The sequence below is a fragment of the Photorhabdus caribbeanensis genome (assembly GCF_018448885.1).
GTDB classification, from domain to species: Bacteria; Pseudomonadota; Gammaproteobacteria; order Enterobacterales; family Enterobacteriaceae; genus Photorhabdus; species Photorhabdus caribbeanensis.
The window spans coordinates 13,890-34,006 of the sequence record NZ_RCWB01000013.1 but is presented as its reverse complement, the minus strand read 5'-3'; the positions used below and the strand labels follow the sequence as shown (position 1 = coordinate 34,006).

At 40.9% G+C, this 20,117-nt stretch carries 26 protein-coding genes and 1 pseudogene; 13 read left to right on the top strand and 14 right to left on the bottom strand.

The genetic code is table 11. The features are described from left to right. Window positions 1–46 precede the first annotated feature (46 nt). The 10 genes from traA to mobH form a co-directional block, all read right to left on the bottom strand. Complete coding sequence (gene traA / locus EAE90_RS10840) at window positions 47–427, bottom strand: TraA family conjugative transfer protein (protein WP_425516850.1); 381 nt, start codon at window positions 425–427, stop codon at window positions 47–49. Between the two features lie 12 nt (window positions 428–439). Beyond that, on the bottom strand, window positions 440–1,018 hold the full coding sequence (gene traV / locus EAE90_RS10835) for a type IV conjugative transfer system lipoprotein TraV (protein ID WP_214053503.1): 579 nt from the start codon (window positions 1,016–1,018) through the stop codon (window positions 440–442). Further along, window positions 1,015–2,328: a TrbI/VirB10 family protein gene (locus EAE90_RS10830; protein ID WP_246550613.1), complete on the bottom strand. Its 1,314-nt coding sequence runs from the start codon at window positions 2,326–2,328 to the stop codon at window positions 1,015–1,017. The genes traV and EAE90_RS10830 overlap by 4 nt, the downstream gene beginning before the upstream one ends. Continuing rightward, window positions 2,325–3,107 (bottom strand): TraK domain-containing protein, encoded by a 783-nt coding sequence (locus EAE90_RS10825; protein WP_246550611.1) that lies wholly within the window; start codon window positions 3,105–3,107, stop codon window positions 2,325–2,327. The genes EAE90_RS10830 and EAE90_RS10825 overlap by 4 nt, the downstream gene beginning before the upstream one ends. A gap of 115 nt (window positions 3,108–3,222) precedes the next feature. Beyond that, the gene (locus tag EAE90_RS10820; RefSeq protein WP_214053501.1) at window positions 3,223–3,843 is read right to left on the bottom strand and encodes a TraE/TraK family type IV conjugative transfer system protein; all 621 of its coding nucleotides are present in this window, start codon (window positions 3,841–3,843) and stop codon (window positions 3,223–3,225) included. Continuing rightward, window positions 3,840–4,121 (bottom strand): type IV conjugative transfer system protein TraL, encoded by a 282-nt coding sequence (gene traL / locus EAE90_RS10815; protein WP_214053500.1) that lies wholly within the window; start codon window positions 4,119–4,121, stop codon window positions 3,840–3,842. Before traL ends, EAE90_RS10820 begins: the two co-directional genes overlap by 4 nt. 197 nt (window positions 4,122–4,318) lie before the next feature. Next, window positions 4,319–4,948 carry an IncC plasmid conjugative DNA transfer DtrJ family protein gene (locus EAE90_RS10810; protein WP_214053499.1) on the bottom strand — a complete coding sequence of 210 codons (630 nt, stop codon included), beginning with the start codon at window positions 4,946–4,948 and terminating at the stop codon, window positions 4,319–4,321. Then, complete coding sequence (locus EAE90_RS10805) at window positions 4,905–5,489, bottom strand: hypothetical protein (RefSeq protein WP_214053498.1); 585 nt, start codon at window positions 5,487–5,489, stop codon at window positions 4,905–4,907. The genes EAE90_RS10810 and EAE90_RS10805 overlap by 44 nt, the downstream gene beginning before the upstream one ends. Window positions 5,490–5,499: 10 nt before the next feature. Then, the gene (gene traD, locus EAE90_RS10800) at window positions 5,500–7,365 is read right to left on the bottom strand and encodes a conjugative transfer system coupling protein TraD (RefSeq protein ID WP_214053497.1); all 1,866 of its coding nucleotides are present in this window, start codon (window positions 7,363–7,365) and stop codon (window positions 5,500–5,502) included. After that, a complete protein-coding gene (gene mobH, locus EAE90_RS10795; RefSeq protein WP_214053561.1) occupies window positions 7,356–9,179 on the bottom strand; it encodes a MobH family relaxase in 1,824 nt (607 codons plus the stop codon). Before mobH ends, traD begins: the two co-directional genes overlap by 10 nt. A 168-nt stretch (window positions 9,180–9,347) precedes the next feature. On the opposite strand from mobH, the gene EAE90_RS10790 reads away from it, so the two are divergent. Further along, the gene (locus EAE90_RS10790) at window positions 9,348–9,959 is read left to right on the top strand and encodes a hypothetical protein (protein WP_214053496.1); all 612 of its coding nucleotides are present in this window, start codon (window positions 9,348–9,350) and stop codon (window positions 9,957–9,959) included. Between the two features lie 462 nt (window positions 9,960–10,421). Here EAE90_RS10790 and EAE90_RS10785 read toward each other — a convergent pair whose 3' ends face one another. From EAE90_RS10785 to EAE90_RS10770, 4 genes are all read right to left on the bottom strand, one after another. Beyond that, the gene (locus tag EAE90_RS10785) at window positions 10,422–10,694 is read right to left on the bottom strand and encodes a helix-turn-helix domain-containing protein (protein ID WP_214053495.1); all 273 of its coding nucleotides are present in this window, start codon (window positions 10,692–10,694) and stop codon (window positions 10,422–10,424) included. A 47-nt stretch (window positions 10,695–10,741) separates the two neighbouring features. Beyond that, entirely contained in the window at window positions 10,742–11,833 is a 1,092-nt protein-coding gene (locus tag EAE90_RS10780) for a ParB/RepB/Spo0J family partition protein (protein WP_214053494.1), read from the bottom strand. A gap of 333 nt (window positions 11,834–12,166) precedes the next feature. Next, on the bottom strand, window positions 12,167–13,045 hold the full coding sequence (locus EAE90_RS10775; protein WP_214053493.1) for a DsbA family protein: 879 nt from the start codon (window positions 13,043–13,045) through the stop codon (window positions 12,167–12,169). Between the two features lie 591 nt (window positions 13,046–13,636). After that, complete coding sequence (locus EAE90_RS10770) at window positions 13,637–14,116, bottom strand: Hcp family type VI secretion system effector (protein ID WP_214053492.1); 480 nt, start codon at window positions 14,114–14,116, stop codon at window positions 13,637–13,639. A 362-nt stretch (window positions 14,117–14,478) separates the two neighbouring features. Here EAE90_RS10770 and EAE90_RS10765 point away from each other — a divergent pair, with 362 nt between their 5' ends. From EAE90_RS10765 to EAE90_RS10710, 12 genes and pseudogenes are all read left to right on the top strand, one after another. After that, window positions 14,479–14,685, top strand: coding sequence for a hypothetical protein (locus EAE90_RS10765; protein WP_214053491.1), 207 nt, complete (start codon window positions 14,479–14,481; stop codon window positions 14,683–14,685). A 43-nt stretch (window positions 14,686–14,728) separates the two neighbouring features. Continuing rightward, complete coding sequence (locus EAE90_RS10760) at window positions 14,729–15,598, top strand: hypothetical protein (protein WP_246550610.1); 870 nt, start codon at window positions 14,729–14,731, stop codon at window positions 15,596–15,598. Then, a pseudogene (locus EAE90_RS24675) lies at window positions 15,588–15,988 on the top strand (DUF1240 domain-containing protein). The gene EAE90_RS10760 and the pseudogene EAE90_RS24675 overlap by 11 nt, the downstream one beginning before the upstream one ends. 47 nt (window positions 15,989–16,035) lie before the next feature. After that, window positions 16,036–16,437 carry a DUF1240 domain-containing protein gene (locus EAE90_RS10750; RefSeq protein ID WP_214053490.1) on the top strand — a complete coding sequence of 134 codons (402 nt, stop codon included), beginning with the start codon at window positions 16,036–16,038 and terminating at the stop codon, window positions 16,435–16,437. 47 nt (window positions 16,438–16,484) lie between these two features. Beyond that, window positions 16,485–16,886 (top strand): DUF1240 domain-containing protein, encoded by a 402-nt coding sequence (locus EAE90_RS10745; protein ID WP_214053489.1) that lies wholly within the window; start codon window positions 16,485–16,487, stop codon window positions 16,884–16,886. A gap of 47 nt (window positions 16,887–16,933) precedes the next feature. Continuing rightward, window positions 16,934–17,335: a DUF1240 domain-containing protein gene (locus EAE90_RS10740; protein WP_214053488.1), complete on the top strand. Its 402-nt coding sequence runs from the start codon at window positions 16,934–16,936 to the stop codon at window positions 17,333–17,335. Window positions 17,336–17,382: 47 nt separating this feature from the next. Continuing rightward, window positions 17,383–17,784 carry a DUF1240 domain-containing protein gene (locus EAE90_RS10735; protein ID WP_214053487.1) on the top strand — a complete coding sequence of 134 codons (402 nt, stop codon included), beginning with the start codon at window positions 17,383–17,385 and terminating at the stop codon, window positions 17,782–17,784. 47 nt (window positions 17,785–17,831) lie between these two features. After that, the gene (locus EAE90_RS10730) at window positions 17,832–18,233 is read left to right on the top strand and encodes a DUF1240 domain-containing protein (protein ID WP_214053486.1); all 402 of its coding nucleotides are present in this window, start codon (window positions 17,832–17,834) and stop codon (window positions 18,231–18,233) included. Window positions 18,234–18,280: 47 nt separating this feature from the next. Beyond that, window positions 18,281–18,682 (top strand): DUF1240 domain-containing protein, encoded by a 402-nt coding sequence (locus tag EAE90_RS10725; protein ID WP_214053485.1) that lies wholly within the window; start codon window positions 18,281–18,283, stop codon window positions 18,680–18,682. A 47-nt stretch (window positions 18,683–18,729) separates the two neighbouring features. Further along, entirely contained in the window at window positions 18,730–19,131 is a 402-nt protein-coding gene (locus EAE90_RS10720; RefSeq protein WP_214053484.1) for a DUF1240 domain-containing protein, read from the top strand. Window positions 19,132–19,178: 47 nt separating this feature from the next. After that, window positions 19,179–19,580: a DUF1240 domain-containing protein gene (locus tag EAE90_RS10715; RefSeq protein ID WP_214053483.1), complete on the top strand. Its 402-nt coding sequence runs from the start codon at window positions 19,179–19,181 to the stop codon at window positions 19,578–19,580. Between the two features lie 47 nt (window positions 19,581–19,627). Next, window positions 19,628–20,026, top strand: coding sequence for a DUF1240 domain-containing protein (locus EAE90_RS10710; protein WP_214053482.1), 399 nt, complete (start codon window positions 19,628–19,630; stop codon window positions 20,024–20,026). Window positions 20,027–20,117: the final 91 nt, after the last annotated feature.

Sequence of the window (20,117 nt, the reverse complement as noted above, 5' to 3'; positions counted from 1 at the left end):
TTTGAGCAGCCCCTATAACTCATTCAAGAACAATAGATAATATCGATTAAACTAGGCCATTACTGAGTTGTACAACCACCGGGACGACTTTTTCCGCATGTTCCAAAGTCGCTGACATGATAGATTCCACTATTGTTGGAGAGTTGTACAAGCCCATACCACCACCGATTCCAATAGCAAATGCCATCAGGCTTTGACGAGCGATACCAGCAACAATACCAACCAGAATCATGGCGCCCGCAACGATTCGCCCCAAAGTACCTTGGGTCCAATCTTTTAAGGTAGTCCATACGTCGTCAAACGCTGTACCACCGGTACCTGCATGAGCCTGATCCGGCATGATCAAGAATACTACCGCCATCAACCCGAGTAGGAGGAAGAGGGTGCTATCTTTACTTGAGGCGTTTGCCAACTGATTTGCGTTCATAATGAACATCTCCTATTTAGTTATTTTAGACTTTGGTTCGTGTTTTACCGTTTGCAGCGGTCTCAAAACTGGTTCACTTTGTGGTGTGCCATCTCCAATTACCCACCTACGCGGTTCAATTTCGGTATATACATACCCTGTTACAATGAGGTCCCCATTGGTGTCCTCCCAAGGCGCCACCCAAATCCGCATAACCTGTGCCGGTGTGCGAATTGGAATTGGGCGATCCGGAAGACGCGGAGCAACATAGTTGTTAATCACCGCGTTTTCGGAGTTAGATGAGTTCACTGAAACGTTGGAGGAGTTTTGGTCACTTGCTTCTGCTTTGGCCTTAACTTCCTCTGGTTTCATAGGACGTGGGACATTTCCGTCATTGGTAGCAGCATAAACGTCTCGCGCTGACATACACTGAACGCCATTTGGCATACCAGGACAGCTATACTCATCCTTGCCGATGTTAAAAGCGGAACAACCAGACAGTGCTATTAAAGTTGTTCCTATCCCCAACATTTGCACGAATCTTACTGGCAGTTCCTTTTTAGCTTGGTCCCTGTAACTGCCCTTTCTGGTCAAAATGGTCAAAAATTTCATTCCTTAGTTCCCCCGGTGGAACGAATTTGTAACTTGGTACCCTTGGTCACGATGATGTCTACTTTACGGCCAGCATCGACTTCGATGACAGGGAAAATCCCTTCTGCCATGTCGATGTAGAATTGAGCGATACGATCTAGCGCCTTGCTTGCCCCCTTGACGGCGGCCCCTTGCATCATTTGACCTGAGAAAACGGACTGGTATTTAGTGCCAGAGCCAGGATTAGTGTTAATCACGGGTACGGGGTTTACATCGAACGCTTCTGAAACGCCTCCTAAGAATCCAGCCATCAGGCTCTTGGCAATGATTTGCCCCTGCTTTGATACAACGCGGCCACGAACCCCGGCTTTACCATCTTCACCGACTGCGTAGGAATCGAGACGAGCCTCAATAACGCCACCGTCTTCACGAACACAGGAAAAAGTTTCGCCACGTAGATAAGCTCTCTCAGAACTCAGGTCGCCATAGCCAGACACAATCAAAAAACACTCTCGCACATCAGCTCTGAATCTGTTGGGAAGGATGGCTTCCGTTTGAATCCGCATAGTGGATGGGAACGGGTCGCGACGAGCGCCTTGGGATGTGGGCGCATCCATACCGTTAATTAAGACTCCAGTGAGGATGGAGCCTGATGGTAAATAGAGAGAATCATCTCGTTCATTCTTAACACTTTTATTCGCTTCTGGTGCTTTTTGTGAATAACTGACAATCTGAATACCAGGCTTAGTTGCATCATGGCTATCGCTTTTACTGCCGACAGGAATTCCACCTTTTGAGTCCGGTAGCGGAGCATCACGGAAAAATGATGCAGGGTCTTTGTAATCCAATTTTTGGTCCATTAACTGGCTGCTATCAGTAATGGAGTGGACTTGCGAACGAGGATCGGGTGAGGCTCCGTCTCCAGAGCCAGATTTGCCGTTCTCTATTTTCTTTGTTAGTTCCTTATTCTGATTGATCAGATCATCAATGTCCTGGCGCAGATGAGTGAGTTCACGGCTAACATTTGTGGACTGGTCAGAAGTGCTTTTATTCCCTTCTAACTCCTTTTTAACTCGCTCTAACTCCTTTTTTAAATCAGAGTTCTCACGCGAAACCATCTTCACATCAGCAGATAAAGAATCGATACCGATCTCTCGGGTGTTCTTGTCGGTCAGTACGTGTCGGATGGTTTCCTGACGACCGCGTGTCTCTTCTTTCGGAGATTTGCCAGAGAATATTGTCACGATAGCAAAAAGCGCGAGTACACCACTAACAACTGCTATATAACGCTTTTTATTAGGGTCAAGCTCAGTCCAGTAACGTTTAATCATTGCGAAACTCCCAACAATGAAGGCCGCTGAGAGGCTGACGCAATGCCTCGTTTCTGTTTTTTCGCAACATATATCTCAGTCTTTTGGCCCGGTTCTAGTACATTTAGAGGCCATGTCGTTACCGCAGCAACATCCCAATTGCCACACAGCGCTTCTTTAAACTCAGTGGGGTGGTTCGAGACATTCTGAACAACACCAACGAACACGTTCAAGTGATGCCCCATGAAGTATTGGCCCTTGGAGAAGTCAATTTTCACTCCAGGATGAACGCAGCTCGGTACTATTGCGCCGACCGGGATTCGATTCATGGTATATCCTTGAGGAACTTCACCAAGGGCGATCTTACGGAAGACAGAGCGGACAGTTTCCACATAAGGCTGACTCTGTTCCCATGCCTCAGCTTTGGTGTTTACGTACGTGCCGTTGCTCCTCATGCCGCCATCGAGCTTGAGAAAAACTTCTCTCGGCGGAATACGGCGGGGCATCATTGTCAGGCTGAGAGCTTGCACTTCGGTGCCTTTTTCCGTAATGAACATAGTCACAGGATGTTGCTTATCCGTCGCAATATATACGACGTTTTCTTTGATACAGACTTCACCACATTGCCCTTCTACATTGGAGCTAGTCAGCGATGTAGAGACCACCTCAGGGTTACTGAATGGTGTTACAATGCGGTTCGGGTGACCAATCGCGATAGGAATGATCTGGTTAACGCCTGGTTTCATAATTAAGAGCGGGTTTTCATTTACGCTACCGACTACTTCAGCACTGTTAGGCATTGGTGCCGGTACGCCCTTTTTCATAACACTAGCCGGGACGACAGGGATATCGTCCGAGGAATAGGCCGCTGATGATCCAAGCGCTAAGGATAGGGCCAGAAGTAAAAAGTTAGCTTTATTCTTCATGCTTTCTCTGGGTCTCTTCTCTGCGTTTAAGCTGCTCTAACACAGTTGTGGTACGAGGTTTGCCTGCATAGGTGTCGATGTAGTCCAGCACAGGCGCATAGTTGGCAATTTTGACAACAAACTCGTATGTGCGTTCGCTGCGTTCTTCATTAGATGAGGCCCCTTTGATGTAGGAGTACCCATAGACAAACACCTTATCGCTCTTGATTTCGTACTCTACAAAGCGAGGTTCAAATCGCATAGATACGCGGTCGTTCTTGATCTGTTGAGCCTGGATTTCGATGACATCAATCACATCCTGATAGATATTCGGGGCGAGAAGAGGGCTGATTCGCTCTTTGACAAAATCCACGGTTCTGGGCGTGACGTTCCCCAAGAGCTGGGCAAAAGCAAACCCCCATGCTTCCTTGTAGGATTGGGAAGCATTATTCTTCGTCACCCAAGCCTCTTCTGTAAGAGTGAAAGGCTGGATTGTCACGATGGTTTCCTTGCTGAACACCTGGATAACCAGCAGGAAAATAATAGCGATCAAACCACCTTGAAAAATGCGACCCCATTTATTTTCGGTTTGAGAGCCTTCCCAAGTCTTTAGATACTTTTTCAGATTCAAGGCAAATACCTCCGAACAAATGGGTTTTTGAGAGACTTAGCTTTGGTCATGAGGAATCCGGCCCAATAGATCATGTGGAGCAAGTATCCATCTGGATGGTTGTCTCTGAATCTCCGGTACAGGTTGGTTATGAGCAACCCACCCAGAAAGCAGATCAGAGCTTTACCGATGATGACCCCTATCGTCAGACCCAACAGCATTGGGACCAGCTCATCTGCGCCCCACAATAGCAGATGGGGTGGTTCATCGACCCGGCGCGGTATCTTTACTGGTTTCATTGCGACCCTCTTTATTTTCCTAGGGGCTTGTATTCTCAGCTAGGACCACCGAATTTTTGTCACGGCTTCACGCCCTTTTCGGGCATATCTAGCGACAAATGGGAAGGAAAAATAGTGGTGAAAAACTTTCACATGTGAAAATTGAAAAGCAGCCACTGGCCGCTTCATAGGTATCTTGTGTCTATTTTTTGGCTTCATCACACACGTTTTTGGAGATTGCCAAAAGTCAGCCCAACCAGGACGCAGCAAGCCATCATGGTTATCGGAATGATCACCGGATTGAGTGCCACCGGGACAAAGAACGTGATAAACAGTCCTGCCATTAAATAGAGTGTTCCACGAACGCTGTATCGGTGGATCACTGGACTTGCATAGTCGAAATTGGTTCGTTTGATCTTCCAAGTCATCATTCCGTCATAAATGGCTGGTAGGAAGAGAATCAGCATGTAAGGTGCCCAAGCCATCAGCAGGGCTAATCTGGTATAGAATTGGTAAATCACATTTACCAGAGCTTCCATTCTGCCTTTCACCCAAACAAACCAATCTTGTCCCATGTTTTCCATGCCGCTGGACTTCTGGCGTTCCTTCTCGGAGGGAATCAACATATAGTACATGCCCTCGTAAAACCCGGAATCAATGATACTGTCTCTAAGCCAAGTAGAGGCTTTCTCTTGAATCCAATCTCGGGCTTCAATACCAAGGTTTTGTTCCACCAACACGGATTCCTGCTTAATGGAGCGATCTATCCAATTCCCTGGTATCAATAGGAGAATTACCAGCAACTCAATGGTCAACAACCATACGACCAGTAACCACGGCTTCTTCATAATTTGTTCTCCTCAATACAGTTTTCACGCTTTCACAGGTGATCAGCTCGTACAGTAAACCTCTCAGTAAGGCTTCATCTTCATGTGGCTGTGGGTTAATGGACAGTTTGCCAGGGTGAGATGATAGCCAAAGCGAAAATGGCTCCCCAGAATCGACGGACCAAGTATCGCCATGATTATCGACAATTTGTACTTCAAGAGCGCGACAGGTTTCAGTGATCAACGTATCGAGGAAGGCTCCTATTCTGGCTGGGTCTTCATATTTTTCCTGTTGTTTGTGAAAGACGAGTTGGCTATAGCGTAGAAGCGCTTCTTCAATGATCGAGTAGATGATGGGTTCTTGGTTTGCCTTGATGCTATTGGTGATATAGCAACTCAGCTTTTCAATAATGGTTTCCGATGCAGGCCAATCAAATTGAAGAATACTCAAAATATGGGCGTTCTTGCGACCACGATTTTTCAATTCATTTATCATTATGTCGAAGGGGTTCATGTTGACCATGATGTCAACCTCGTAATCTTTATACTTCTTGTTACACATAGTTCAGCCCTTACTGAATCAATATGGGGAGGCGACCTTTCACGATTCTGCCGCCTGAAATTTTGGCTATGTATTCCAGATTTGGCAGCATCCCTAACAGTTGAGCTGGAAACAGATCAGCTTCTTCTTCCACCAGACGTTCACCTTGGTTGCCTCCGTGCATGATGGGTTCCTTACCATCAGAATTTTGCCCTTGGGTCCGCATTACGTACTTGAGACGGGTTTTCGGCAGGTTGTCTGTAATATATTCCTGAGTCTCGTTGTCAACGACACGCAATGAAAAGGTGTTATTGATGTTGCCGAGCACTTGTAGCGCTTTGTCCTTGCTGCCCATACGCGCTGTAAAGTCAGCAAGTGTCTGGGTTGCAATGAAAAGACGGAGTTTCGCACCACGACCTTTGTTCAAGAGCTGGATAAACGGATCATTGATTACCTCAGCAGCCTCATCGACAAAGATATTTACTGGGCAGTTGTTGATACCGTAGTTGTATCTGTCACCGGCAACCGCAGTAAGGTCAGACAAGAAGATGGAACCCATTGCACTGCTCACCATGTTGTCGGTGAGTGAGTCCAGACCGATATAAGCTACTTGAGCATTGTTGATAATCTTGGACGAATCGGTGATCTGGCGAATATCACTGAGATCATTTGCATCAGGTGAGAGCAAAGGTCCCAATTCGCCGGATGTCAGCATGCTCATGATAGGCAGCAAGCTCGCTACCATTTTCGAGAAGTGGGTTTGGTCATGTTGGAACATATTGAGTAGACCTTCAAGGTCAGAGTTGGGATGTTCCGGTTGTATTTCATCGTAATAGAACCGTATTAAGGCGGAAGCCTGTTTCTCACGGGGGCCATTATTCACTTTCTCAAGATACGGAGCGACTTTGACCTCCCAATCCGGAGTCACTCGCTCTGCATAACTCTGTACGGACTTAACCACTAAGCCTGCTGCACCACCTTCAAGGAACCGACGTAACTTTGTCAGGTTAGGACGTTCATGTATCATTACCAAGCCTTGGGCGATGTTGTTCAAAGCTTGCCAACCAAACGATTTGAACGGATCAACACCCGTTTCCGAAGGAATTAGAGCAGCTAAACGACTAGCGATCTCAGTGACACGAGTGAAGTTGCGTAACGGATCAATCCGAACAGATTCCTCTGGGAAGGCCGGGTGGAACGACACAAAGCGTTCTGGCTGTCCCATCGATTCACATGCGCGTCTAGCGTTGTCGCGCATTTCCTTATCGCCTTTCGGGTCAATAATGATGACTGCTTCTCCCCTCAGGATAGCCTGGGAAATGAGAATGTCGAACATACGGGTTTTACCGGCTCCCGTAGTACCTACGATCAGAGAGTGCCCTTCAGTATGTTTAAGGGGTTGCATCAGCGTTTCTTCCTTGGGCTCTGTACCATGAATCCAGGTATGGCCGATAGGTTCCTCTTTTTTCTTACCACGGACCTTCTTGACTATCTTTTCTAGCGTGGACTTCTGCCCGACGATGGAGGTCCAGTCACGCTTCAAGATCTCAAACACGCGTTGAGCGTGACGGTTTTCCCATATGAAACCACTGCCAAGCCACATCTCATCAGGTGAACCCTTAATGTACTTTTGTAGTTCTCTTAGTGAGATGAACTCAAGATCCCTGCCGCGAAGATGTTTCTGGAGCAAGTGGAGCTTGATAGCCTTAGGTAGTCGAATCATAGCCATCACACCGCAAATTCCGGTCATCCAGTAGAATGGTTCTGGCGGCATGGCGCTGATCTGTTCGACCACCAAAGCAGTGCCGGATGCCACCAACCATCCGCTTACTGCTCTCTTTTCATAGTTTGTCCGCCACGGCATTTCGTAGGCAAGCGGGTCATAATTTATTGCCATGTTTTGCTCTCCCTCTTCTTGTTGTCGTGGGCATTTAGTTCTTGATACTCATCTTGAATGGCCTGTGGAGCTACTCGCCTGAATTCCTTTTGGCCTGTGCTTTCTGCTTCCTTGATGGCCGCAATCACCGCTTTGGAAAGATGTTCCGTCAGCACAATTGCCTTGATATTGCCGAAATGATGAACCTTACGTCCCGGCATAATCGGATCAGGGACGATAGCATTTGCCTGAGACAGTTTAGACAGGATTTCGGGTGGATTTCCCAAGCATCGGGCTCCTTCTGGGTAGAGGATTACCGCTTGGTTTTTCATCAAACACAACACTTCTCCCTGCGTTTTCTTGCCATCCAGGACAGGTATGATCGCTTCTTCCAGCAATGGAGTGGCATCACCAAATTGTGATAGCAACGCAATCAACGCATCCCTTGCATCATCCGTTGTCACTTTCTCCTGCTGCCCTTTAGCCTTCGCAAGTTCTATGCCCCCTTTTTGGAATGACATAGTTTGTTCCGACAAATCAACCATCATGGATAACGGTTCTACAGCCCATATTGGAGGTTCAGGCGCCTCATCATAGCTCACCACCTTTGCTGCAACAGGAGCGGGCGGTTCAGTGGTGAAAATGAGCTCATTGGATTCCAGACGCAGCATCAAGATTTTCACTGCCCCTGTAACCTTTTGAAGCATCTCTGGCAGCACTTCCCAATAGCGGTAGTACGCTCCTTCGCTCTTTTCGTGATTGGTGTTAGGGATAGCAAAGCCTCGCTCAATGAGAATATCGGCCAATGTGTCAGGAACGCGGGGAATGTCAGGAATGGTGTCCTGACTGATAAAATCATAGAGATCATCGAGTTGTTTCCATGCGATAAAAACACCTTGGTGTAGATGCCAAACCTTTGCGCCAGGCTCATTGACCTTCCATCTTCCAGCTTTAACCAACCGCCGGAGGGCATCGAACACATAGCGCTCAATAGGTACACCATAGACAAACTCATTAACATCAAGGAGATTCTGGCGAAGGTCTCGTAATACGCTTTCTTGATTGGCGCGAAGCATCAACTTTGTTATCGGTTGATTCACATTCATACCTGAGATTGCCTCCAGCATAGCTTTAATAATGGATGGGTCAGATGCGGAGAGAAACTCACGAGTTTCGTGAGGGATGATCCGGTCGACGATCAAAGTAGAGAACTGTTTATGCCGCTTGTGTCTCTTATCATTTCTCCACCGGATAAAGTAACGGTTTATACTGTGACGGGTTGTCCAGTCATGCAACGATTCTGAATACGGGTTCCAGGTTATAGCACCCTCTTTGTCCGTAATGGACACATCAGAGAGAAGTTTACCTATGTCATGCAGGAGACCGGAGAAACAACTTGCGAGACGCCAGCGGGGTTCATTCTCCCTGCGTTCACGTGGGGTCCCTTCAATGGAAAATATAACCGATTCGGACGTTTGGGTGGTCCAGAAAGCGACCTCCAAACTGTGCTGAAACAAGCCGCCTGCTGCCCGGTGGTGATGAGCTTCGGAAGCTGGCAGTAGGTGTACAAAAGCTGCATGACGCTGAATCACCGGCAGTACTAGTTGGTTAAAGTCTGCTACAGTGAATCCGAGAGAGTTCCTAACCCTTTCGATCAATTCAGCTTGGGCTGCCAATATTGTCTCTAATGGGACTACCGGCAGGCCCTTGATAAACGGTGGATATCGAGGGATTTCTTTCTCCTCCGCGTCTTTCAGTGGCAACGTTTGGATGCTTATCGTGGTCTCGATATGGTCACCTCGTCTACCAAATAACTTGCTTAAGACATTCAGCATGTAGTTGACCATTTTCCTATCGTATCTCTCGTCGCTATATGCTCTCAAAACCCCGCAACATGGCACATACGTCTATCTGTCCAATTTGGGCAGTTTGAGAAACCCATTTTCCACTCTCCACCTTTTAGAATGGGCTTATCGACGCTTTAGCTAGAAAGGGAAAAAATAATGAGACAACTCTTGACGATCATTGGTATGGTTATTTTGGTCGGTTGCACGTCCAGCACTACGGAGCAGCAGCAACTCACTGCTCCCATTCCACCTAAAAATGACAAACTGGCTTTGGTTAGCCGTGAGCTCTCCGTGGCTTGGGATAATATGGGGAGAGGGGGGGCCGCTCTTAATCAGCCCGGTTATATCCATGTGTTGGGTAATGGAAATGTCGGAGTCATGCAGAACAAAGCCACTGACGGTTCAACCCTCTCTACATCAACCATTCCTAATGGCGTGAAGAAAGGTGATGTTAATAAGGCGCTGAATACCTTCAAATCTATGGGCAAAGGCTATTCGCTGTATGAGCTCTCCCGCTGGACACGTTACTGCAATAGAGGAAAAGGTATGGATGAGCATGATTGGCGCTTTATTGAGACGGAGGGCCCTAATAACATTCCGAAAGAAGCCGTAATCAACTGCGTGCCGCCAACTTACAACTATCAGGACTATATAAATGCTTGGACCTACTTCTGTACAAGTCAGGTTGTCACAGACGTCAACCGTCGTATTGTTCGTGACTCTATACGTCCTTTTTCAGTGGCGAGCCTATGCAACGTTCTGAAATAACAAACCAACACGAGATTTATGTAACGACACCTTTCCTTGTTGTGTAAGGACTACTACCTTTAATTGAGCGTTTCTTGGGGATTTCACCTTAAAGTTTTATTGAGATACTATTTAAATAAAATTAATTTCATCAAAAAACAAGCCGGTTCAAATATTGAAATCACTCTGAAATTTTAAGGGGCTGAGCTGATAAGCCGGCCAAAATAGCCGGCGCATTTTCCTTAAGTCTCTTCTTTATTTGCTGACGCACTAATAAACGACATTTCACAGCCTTGCTTTGACATGCTTATCGTCTTCCTCGCTGTAAATGCCATGCCAGTACATATACTATACCGGCAGTGCAACACTTCCGACACACCGCTCTAAAACCAGTTTTTAGCCTCATAATCCAGCTTGCTATCAGATTAAAAAAATGCCTCTTACTGCGTTACTTCATTCTAATCAGGTTTTTTATTGGATGGGTCATAACTGACTGTACCTATTCAAAAACGAAGACCTGTCAATGATTCCCCAATCAGTCAGCATGTAATAACCAGTAGCGCCACGTTCGCCGGTAGACTCCCGAACAAAGAGTATGCTCATACCAAACTCATAGCGAAGTGTGGACAACTGTCGTTTAATCGTTGATTCGGGGATTTTTGTCGCTTTGTGAAGGCCCAGAAGACTGGGTTTCTCCATCTTGGATAAAGCATTTACCAAAGCAAATTTTCTTTTCATGTCCCGTGAGATCTTCATATCTACCCGTTCTTGACAAGTCCCACAAGTAGCAGAACTTCCTTCATTTAGCCTTCAACACTCACTAGCTCAATGTCCGACACAGAAACGTAAACAGGATTTTCCTTACCCTGAGCATCCAGAGTTTTAACCCAAACTGTTCCCGGATTTAGCGCCACACGGTCAGTCATAATGACACCACGCTTTGATTTGCAATCAACGTTCACGTTGACAATAAAAACCAAGCTTTCGGGGCGGACATTTTTCCAGCCTTTATCTTTTGGTAATGGTAGTAATGCTTCACTACCAGTATCATCCTGAATGGTTGATTTGGTTATCAGCTCTTTATCATCTTCTGTTGAACTTTCGCCTTCCTTCTTGCTGTTGTCTTGTGAGCCGGTTAAGGGATTTCTTTGCTCATAGTTTGGCGCCAAATTGTTGTCATTATCGGTCTGTCTTAAGCCAAGTGGAGCCCTTTTCTCCAGCTCTTCTCTGATGCGTTTAGCGTCATTCAGGAGTTCTCGGCTTTGTTTACGAGTTATTCCATCATTCATCGCCACAGCGCATACGGTACGACTACACTCTTGGTTTAGCTCGAACAAAAGGCGTAGATTGTTCAGTGTTTCTGTATCAGAACATATTTCATTATCGTACAACTCACGAACACAGTCAGGCATCTTAAGCAAAGACAGATGGGTTGAAACATAGGTCGTGTTTTTGCCGATACGATCAGCAATGTCTTTCTGTTTCCACCTTTCTTGGATGAACTGATTTAAAGCTTCTGCAATCTCTACCGGTGTTAGATTGTCACGCTGGATGTTCTCGATCAACTCACCAGCAGTTTCATCCAAATTACTTTGTATTTTATCGTTAATCACGATATCGATGGTTTGAATACCTGCGTGTTTACAAGCCCGCCAGCGGCGTTCCCCTTTCTGAATGATGTACTTGCCATCAGCATTCTTCGGAAACACGATAATTGGAAATTGTTGACCTTCGGTTAGCAGCGTAATCGCCAATTCCCCGATATTTCGGAAACGCTTACGCACCTGAATTTTCGATTCAACATCGTCGACGCTTACTGTCAGAATTTCTCTACCTTTCTTGCCATTGGCGGATTTAGCCAGAGTGGATAGGCTTTTAAAATTATTCATAGTCATTGCTCAGCCTACCTTATTTGCTCATAGTAAGAGTTTGTGTCGTTTATCACGATGTCGAAGGTTCTCAAATTTGGGTTGCAGGTCTTACAAGTACTAGTTTTTCATAGTGAAGGATTTTAACGTTCATAAAATGATGCAGCAATACCTAATTATGATTCCATTAGAACAAAATTTAAACAAAAATGTGGTCCGTAGGTCATAAAATCAAAAGAACTGCTCTATTGGCGCACTAGATTCCAGCACCAACAGTTAGCGATCGAGCTGACAATTCCACGTTGAATCATGGTTTTTTCTTGGTCAAATCTTTCGAGGCTCGACTTTCACATGTGAAAGTTATTGCTCCTTACCAGCCGAATTAGAATTAAAAGACTCTTCTTGAGGTTCGGCCATCATCTTCCGCATAGCGGCCATGATTGCTTGGGCTGGTTGGGCGCCTCCCAAGAGCTGACTCTTGCCTGTGTGGTTGTCAACGATGAAAGTGGCTGGGGTACCGCTGATACCATAGCCAGTGGCTTTCTGAATGTCTTGTTGGATTTTGTCTTCATACTTTCCAGATGCTAGACATTCACGGAACTTGTTAAGATCCGCACCAACGCCAGTCACAAGTGCGGCCAGATCCGAAACGCCTCTGCCGTTACCTTGGGTGTGATAGAAAACGTCGTTAATGAACACCCAGAATGCACGGTTGCCTTTCTGTTCAGCAATGCATTCAGCCGCCAGCGCCTCTTTGTGAGCGGCGGGATTATGGAAATTGAGTGGAAGATGTTTCCACTGCCAGTTCACGTTGTTCTTGCTAGCATCCACAATCTGTTTAGGAGTGTCATGGAACTGTTTGCAGTAGGGACATTCCATGTCGCTGAATTCAACCAGTGTGAACCGTGCATTGAGATCGCCATAGATGTGCTTGCCGTCTTCCACGGTTTCAGATGCAGTCTTGAACTGGGTGAACTTCTGATCAATTTCGTTTTTCTGCTTTTGAGCTACAAATTTGTTGATGCTGGTAACGACAGCGGATTCAAAATCAGTTTGGGTCTTGAACGTGATTTTTTCACTGTTTTGGATTGAACTGACGGACGTTTTCACAATGGACAGATCTTTCTCCAGTTTGTGCCCTTTGATCATTTGAAAAATGCCAAAGCCGGTGCCCAAGATCCCTAACACGATACTGGCGATAATACCATATCGGATCAGGTTGTTATTTCGTTCTACCATGTCAGATTAGCTCCTGTCAGTAAATTTTTGTGGAGTTGAGCTTTTTCACAAAGGAATCGGCTTCAAGCTTCGCATATTTGGTCAAGCGGTGGATGATATTTTCAGTCGGTTTACTAGGTTGATTTATCCTGTCACATTAAGGGGTACAGAGTTCAAATTGGCCAATTAGTTGATAAGCTTGGTTAGGCTACATTTATTTCCTAAGCTATCAGTGTAGAGTACAAAACTTTTTAGAAAAGTAACTCTGCCAAGTTGCCCAATTTAGGCAATTTCATTAACACCCAACTTTATATGTGGAATTTTTTTCTGCCACTCTTAGTGGATATATTTAAGTCATACCAATATGACTTCTGTGTTCAAGAGTATGTTTTATAACTCTGATTGCTATATAGGTGATCTTACAAGCTTCGGCCCTTAGTTTCGTTTCTGTAAGCCATAAAAAGGGCGCTAATGTGCCATATTTTGGAGGATAGTCAGGTGCGGGACAAGCAGAATCATTTTTCATAATGAAAAAAACAAACCTCGCTATTTTAAACGAGGTTTATCAGCGATCTGACATATATATTTATATATGCTTAACTCGGTTTATTTTTAATAAACTCTATCATCCCATATACTATAGGCAGATGTGCCGGCGGTTATGTGATTCCAGGATATGGATTTATATTTGAGAGAGATTTTTTCGTACGGCATCATTTCATTATTGTTTATTGAGTGCGGGTAGACGCAAGAAATGTCAGTAATGCTCGCTTCTATGAGCTTGACCTCATAGAAAAGTTCTAACTGTCCAGCGAGATTTGTTCTGTAAAAGAAGAAAATCGCATTCAGTAGTTCGTTTGAAGATATTGCGGATGCTAACAGCGGGGATGATTTATCGATTGGCTTGATAAATTGTATCGGATGATGCTCGACATTTTTTTGGCGAGTTATCGTGTGATTCAAATTCAGTACTTGTATTTGATCTTCGTGCCCCTGTTGGTATCGGTTTCCTATGGAGTCTAGCATTGAACAACCGGCAGAAATTAAACCTTGTTTCTTACCATCTAAAGATAAATAAATTATATGTGACATAAGTAATTACCATACAAATTCTTTACTTAAATTACCTGAGACTGTATATCCAGGCGGTGAAAGTACGACCTTAACACTAAAATATGAAGAAATTAATAGTTCAATGTTGAATTTCTCCCTTAAAGGATAGTAATAGTAATATAAGGGCGTATTTAGAAAATGGGATTTGAAATTTTTTGCTCAATAACGTATTTATTACTTTCATCCTTAAACATCAGGCGTTATTTTGTATTGCTATACAGGAACTTAACTGTAAGCGTTCTGCATTTGTTTAACATTTTGTTATTATATGGTCGACATGACTATTTTTTATGTAATATAGTGCTACATCCGAACTTTTAATTGCTAATGGGGTTAGTCGTATGAACGATAGAGATAGGGAAGAGTTACTACAACAGCTCAGTGATGTATTAGTGAATAGCCCGTTAATTCCAGAGGAAAAATTGGCAATGATGATGATGCAGTGTTTTCAGTTATTGTTGTCAACTCAAGCCTGTGCCATCGATATGAAGGTTTCAGATGGCCGGGTTCTTTCTCTCAAATTGGAAACTCCGGCTGTTAAACACTAATGTGATGATTTTTGGTTTTAAGAAGTATGGAAAGGGTTTTACGATGACATATAAAAAATACAACCCCTCGCCGGAGGGCTATATGGGAGATTTTCTGAGAGGTCAGGTTGGGATTAACCAATTAAAACCTCAGCATGAATTCTTTGATGCCATTGGTCTCGAAAAGCAGTTAAGAGAGAATACAACCTATATTGCGCTGCTATCGTTAGATGAAGCGAAAGATGTGCTGGAAGATATTGATTCGCCAAAACCCAAAAGTCCATTTATAAAGAAAATATTTGAGATTACCGATCCCATATCACCCTATGCAGGTAACATTCATGATTCTTTTGATCTCTTTAATGTTATAGGGGAATTTAAAAGATTAGGGATTAAAGCAACAGAGTATGTGGGTAAGGATGGAAATAGATATATTAAAATATCAGGTTATGCGGGCGTTAGAAAGATCATTACTGCTTCAAGATATAAAGCTTCTAACATGAAGGTGATATCTATGGGGATTGGGCAGCAAGGACTAAATAGTGGCATAGTTAAGGGAATAAAGTTCAGTATATTCTTTTCCGCAGCTTATCGAACGGTTGAGCTTATGTTTAAGGATGAATACACTCTGGCTGATTTTCTAGGTAATATTGCGGTAGATCTGGCTAAGGCAGTAGTAGCAGCTTTTGTTTCTTGGGCTGTTGGGTCTTTGATAGCGATCACATTTGCCGCTGGTGCTAGCGTGATTTTTGTAGCCGGTGTTGTATTTATTATAGGTGTAGGTGTTACTGCTGCACTTGATTATATAGATAAAAGATATAAAATTAGTGAAACTGTTATTAATTTAATTAGAAAAGAAATGGAAAGAAAACCAAGAACTCCAGAAGCTGATCTCAACGGAATTTTTTATAATTGGGGGAGATATGGGAAATAATAGTAAGGTAATACACATTATTTGCGCGATTTTCATATTGTCTTTGATGTCGTTTTCTATGTATATAGTAAGTGAATATTTGCTTTCGTTGATTTTAATGGATGAAAAAATAACATTTTCAGGTAATGTTATGATATTTTTTTTTCATTTCCTTTTGTTTTTTATTTTGTGGTTTCGGCTGTTTATCTTTCTTTAGCAAAGCGTTATCCAAAACACTATGACACCTGTGCAAAATATTTATTTGTGATAGCTATTTCTTCGGTTTTTTTGAGTTTTCCCGTCTCCTTCTATGTGGACTATAAACTGAAAAGTGATAACTATTTAGTATGCCCAAGAATCTCTTGGACGTCGCCGAATACCTATGTAAAAGATATGAAGCTATGTGATTGATATTATTATGTTTGATTTCAATCAATTTCTTAATAACTGGGGGCGTTATGGAAAATAAAAGAAAGGTTATACATATCATCTGTGCTCTTTTTATTTTCATTCTAACGTCATTCACTTTTTTTTTGACAGGGGGAAATTTAAATTCTTTAATTAAAATGGATGAAAAAATAATATTCTCAGGTGGTGTTGTTATAATATTTTTTTCTTTTCCTTTGATCTCTTATGCTACATTTTTTATTGTTTTTGTTACTGTGACTGGACATTATCCAAAGTATCATGATAATTTTGTTAAATATTTTTGTTCGATAGCTATTGTTGCAATTGTTTTAAGTTTTCCTACATCTTTGTATGTGAATTATAAGTTAAGAAGTGATGGCTATTTGGTATGTCCAAGAATATCTTGGATGTCTCCGAATACTTATGTGAAAGATATGAATCTATGTGATTGATATTGTTGTATTTGATTTCAACCAATTCCTTAATAACTGGGGGAATTATGGTAAATAAAAAAAAGATTATACAGATCTTCGGCGCTCTTGCTATTTTTCTTTTGGCGTCATTGGGACTCTTTTTAACAGGGGGGAATCTAATTTCTTTAGTTGAGATGGATGAGGAAATAACATTCTCAAGTAGTGTTTTTATAATATTTTTTTCTTTTCCTTTGATTTCTTATACTACATTTCTTATTATTTTTTTTACTGTGACTGGTCATTATCCAAAGCATAATGATAAATTTGTTAAATATTTTTTTTCAATAGCTATTGTCGCACTTGTTTTAAGTTTTCCTACATCTTTGTATGTGAATTATAAGTTAAGAAGTGATGGCTATTTGGTATGTCCAAGAATATCTTGGATGTCTCCGAATACCTATGTGAAAGATATGAATCTATGTGATTGATATTGTTATATTTGACTTCAATCAATTCCTTAATAACTGGGGGAGTTATGGGAAATAAAAGAAAGATTATACATGTCATCGCTGCTCTTGCTATTTTTCTTTTAGCTTTATTTGCTTTTTTTTCAACCGGAGAAAATTTGGTTTCTTTAATTAGAATGAGTGAGAAAATAACATTCTCGGGTGGTGTTGTTATAATATTTTTTTCTTTTCCTTTGGTTTCTTATGCTATATTTTTTATAGTTTTTGTTACTATAAGTGGTCATTATCCAAAGCATCATGATGGTTTTGTTAACTGTTTTGGGACGATAGCTATTATTTCATTTTTTTTAGGTTTCCCTACATCTTTGTATGTGCATTATAAATTAAAAAGTGATAATTATTTGGTATGTCCAAGAATATCTTGGATGTCTCCGAATACTTATGTAAAAGATATGAATCTATGTGATTGATATTGTTATATTTGACTTCAATCAATTCCTTAATAACTGGGGGAATTATGGGAAATAAAAAAAAGGCTATACATATCACCTGCGCTCTTTTTGTTTTCATTCTGACGTTATTCACTTCTTTTTTAACAGGGGAGAATTTAAATTCTCTAATTAAAATGGATGAAAAAATAATATTTTCAGGTGGTGTTTTTATGATATTTTTTTCTTCTCCCTTGGTTTTTTATTATGTTTTTTTTATTATTTTTGTTAATATAACTGGTCGTTATCCAAAACATCATGATAGCTTTAACAAATATTTTTGTTCGATAGCTCTTGTTTCAATTGTTTTAAGTTTTCCTACATCTTTGTATGTGAATTATAAGTTAAGAAGTGATGGCTATTTGGTATGTCCAAGAATATCTTGGATGTCTCCGAATACCTATGTGAAAGATATTAAACTATGTGATTGATATTGTTGTTTTTGACTTCAATCAATTCCTTAATAACTGGGGGAGTTATGGAAAATAAAAAAAAGGTTATACGTATTATTGGTACTCTTGCTATTTTTATTTTGACGTTATTTGCTGTCTTTTTGGCGGGGGGGAATTTAGTTTCTTTAGTCAAAATGGATGAGAAAATAACATTCTCAAGTAGTGTTATTATTATATTATTTTTTTCTCCTCTGCTTTTTTATTCTTTCTTCTTTATTATTTTTGTCAGTATAACTGGTCGCTATCCTAAGCATCATGATAGTTTTAATAAATATTTTGGATCGATAGCTATTATTTCGTTTTTTTTAAGTTTTCCTACATCTTTGTATGTGCATTATAAGTTAAAAAGTGATAACTATTTGGTATGTCCAAGAATATCTTGGATGTCTCCGAATACTTATGTGAAAGATATGAAGCTATGTGATTGATATTGTTATATTTGACTTCAATCAATTCCTTAATAACTGGGGGAATTATGGGAAATAAAAAAAAGGCTATACATATCATCTGCGCTCTTTTTTTTCTCATTCTAACGTCATTCACTTCTTTTTTGACAGGTGAAAATTTAAATTCTTTAATTAAAATGGATGAAAAAATAATATTTTCAGGCAGTGTTTTTATGATATTTTTTTCTTCTCCCTTGGTTTTTTATTATGTTTTTTTTATTATTTTTGTTAATATAACTGGCCGTTATCCAAAGCATCATGATGGTTTTGTTAACTGTTTTGGGACGATAGCTATTATTTCATTTTTTTTAGGCTTCCCTACATCTTTGTATGTGCATTTTCACTTAAAAAGTGATGACTATTTGGTATGTCCAAGAATCTCTTGGATGTCGCCTAATACCTATGTGAAAGATATGAAGCTATGTGATTGATATTGTTGTATTTGATTTCAATCCATTCCTTAATAACTGAGGGAGTTATGGGAAATAAAAAAAAGGCTATACAGATCCTCGGTGCTCTTGCTATTTTTATTTTAGCATCATTAGGACTCTTTTTAACAGGGGGGAATATAATTTCTTTAGTTGAGATGGATGAGGAAATAACATTCTCAAGTAATGTTATTATAATATTTTTTTCTTTTCCTTTGATTTCTTATACTACATTTCTTATTATTTTTTTTACTGTGACTGATCATTATCCAAAGCATAATGATAAATTTGTTAAATGTTTTTTTTCGATAGCTATTGTTGCACTTTTTTTAAGTTTCCCCATATCTTTCTATGTGCATTATAAATTAAAAAGTGATGGCTATTTGGTATGTCCAAGAATATCTTGGATGTCTCCGAATACTTATGTGAAAGATATGAAGCTATGTGATTGATATTGTTGTATTTGATTTTAATCAATTCCTTAATAACTGGGGGAATTATGGAAAATAAGAAAAAAGTTATACATATAATTATCTCCATTGCTATTCTTATTTTAGCGTCATCATGTTTATTTTTGACAGGAGAAAATTTAATTTCTTTAGTTAAAATGGATGAGAAAATAACGTTCTCAGGTAGTGTTTTTATGATATTTTTTTCTTTCCCTTTTCTTTCATATCTTATGATTTTAGTTATTTTTATTAATATAACTGGTCGTTATCCAAAACATCATGATAGCTTTAACAAATATTTTTGTTCGATAGCTCTTGTTTCAATTGTTTTAAGTTTCCCCATATCTTTCTATGTGCATTATAAGTTAAAGAGTGATGGCTATTTGGTGTGTCCAAGGATATCTTTGACGTCGCCTAATACCTATGTGAAAGATATGAGGCTATGTGATTGATATTGTTGTATTTGACTTCAATCAATTCCTTAATAACTGGGGGAGATATGTTAAATAATAAAATAATACGTATTATTTGCACAATTCTTATATTGGCTTTAATGTCATTTTCTATGTTTATAGTAAGTGAATATTTGATTTCGTTGGTTTTAATGGATGATAAAATAACATTTTCAAGCAGTGTTTTTATGACATTTTTCTCTTTTCCTTTGGTTTTATATTATATGGTTTTTATTATTTTTGTTAATATAACTGGCCGTTATCCAAAACATCATGATAGCTTTAACAAGTATTTTTGTTCGATAGCTCTTGTTTCAATTGTTTTAAGTTTCCCTACATCTTTGTATGTGCATTATAAGTTAAAAAGTGATGGTTATTTGGTATGTCCAAGAATATCATGGAAATCTCCTAATACCTATGTAAAAGATATTAAACTGTGTGATTGATATTAGTTTGGTTATATAGGAGTATTTTTATACGATGTGATTTTATTATTATTTATCGAAAAAATAAGAATCAAATAGTGATTTATCTATA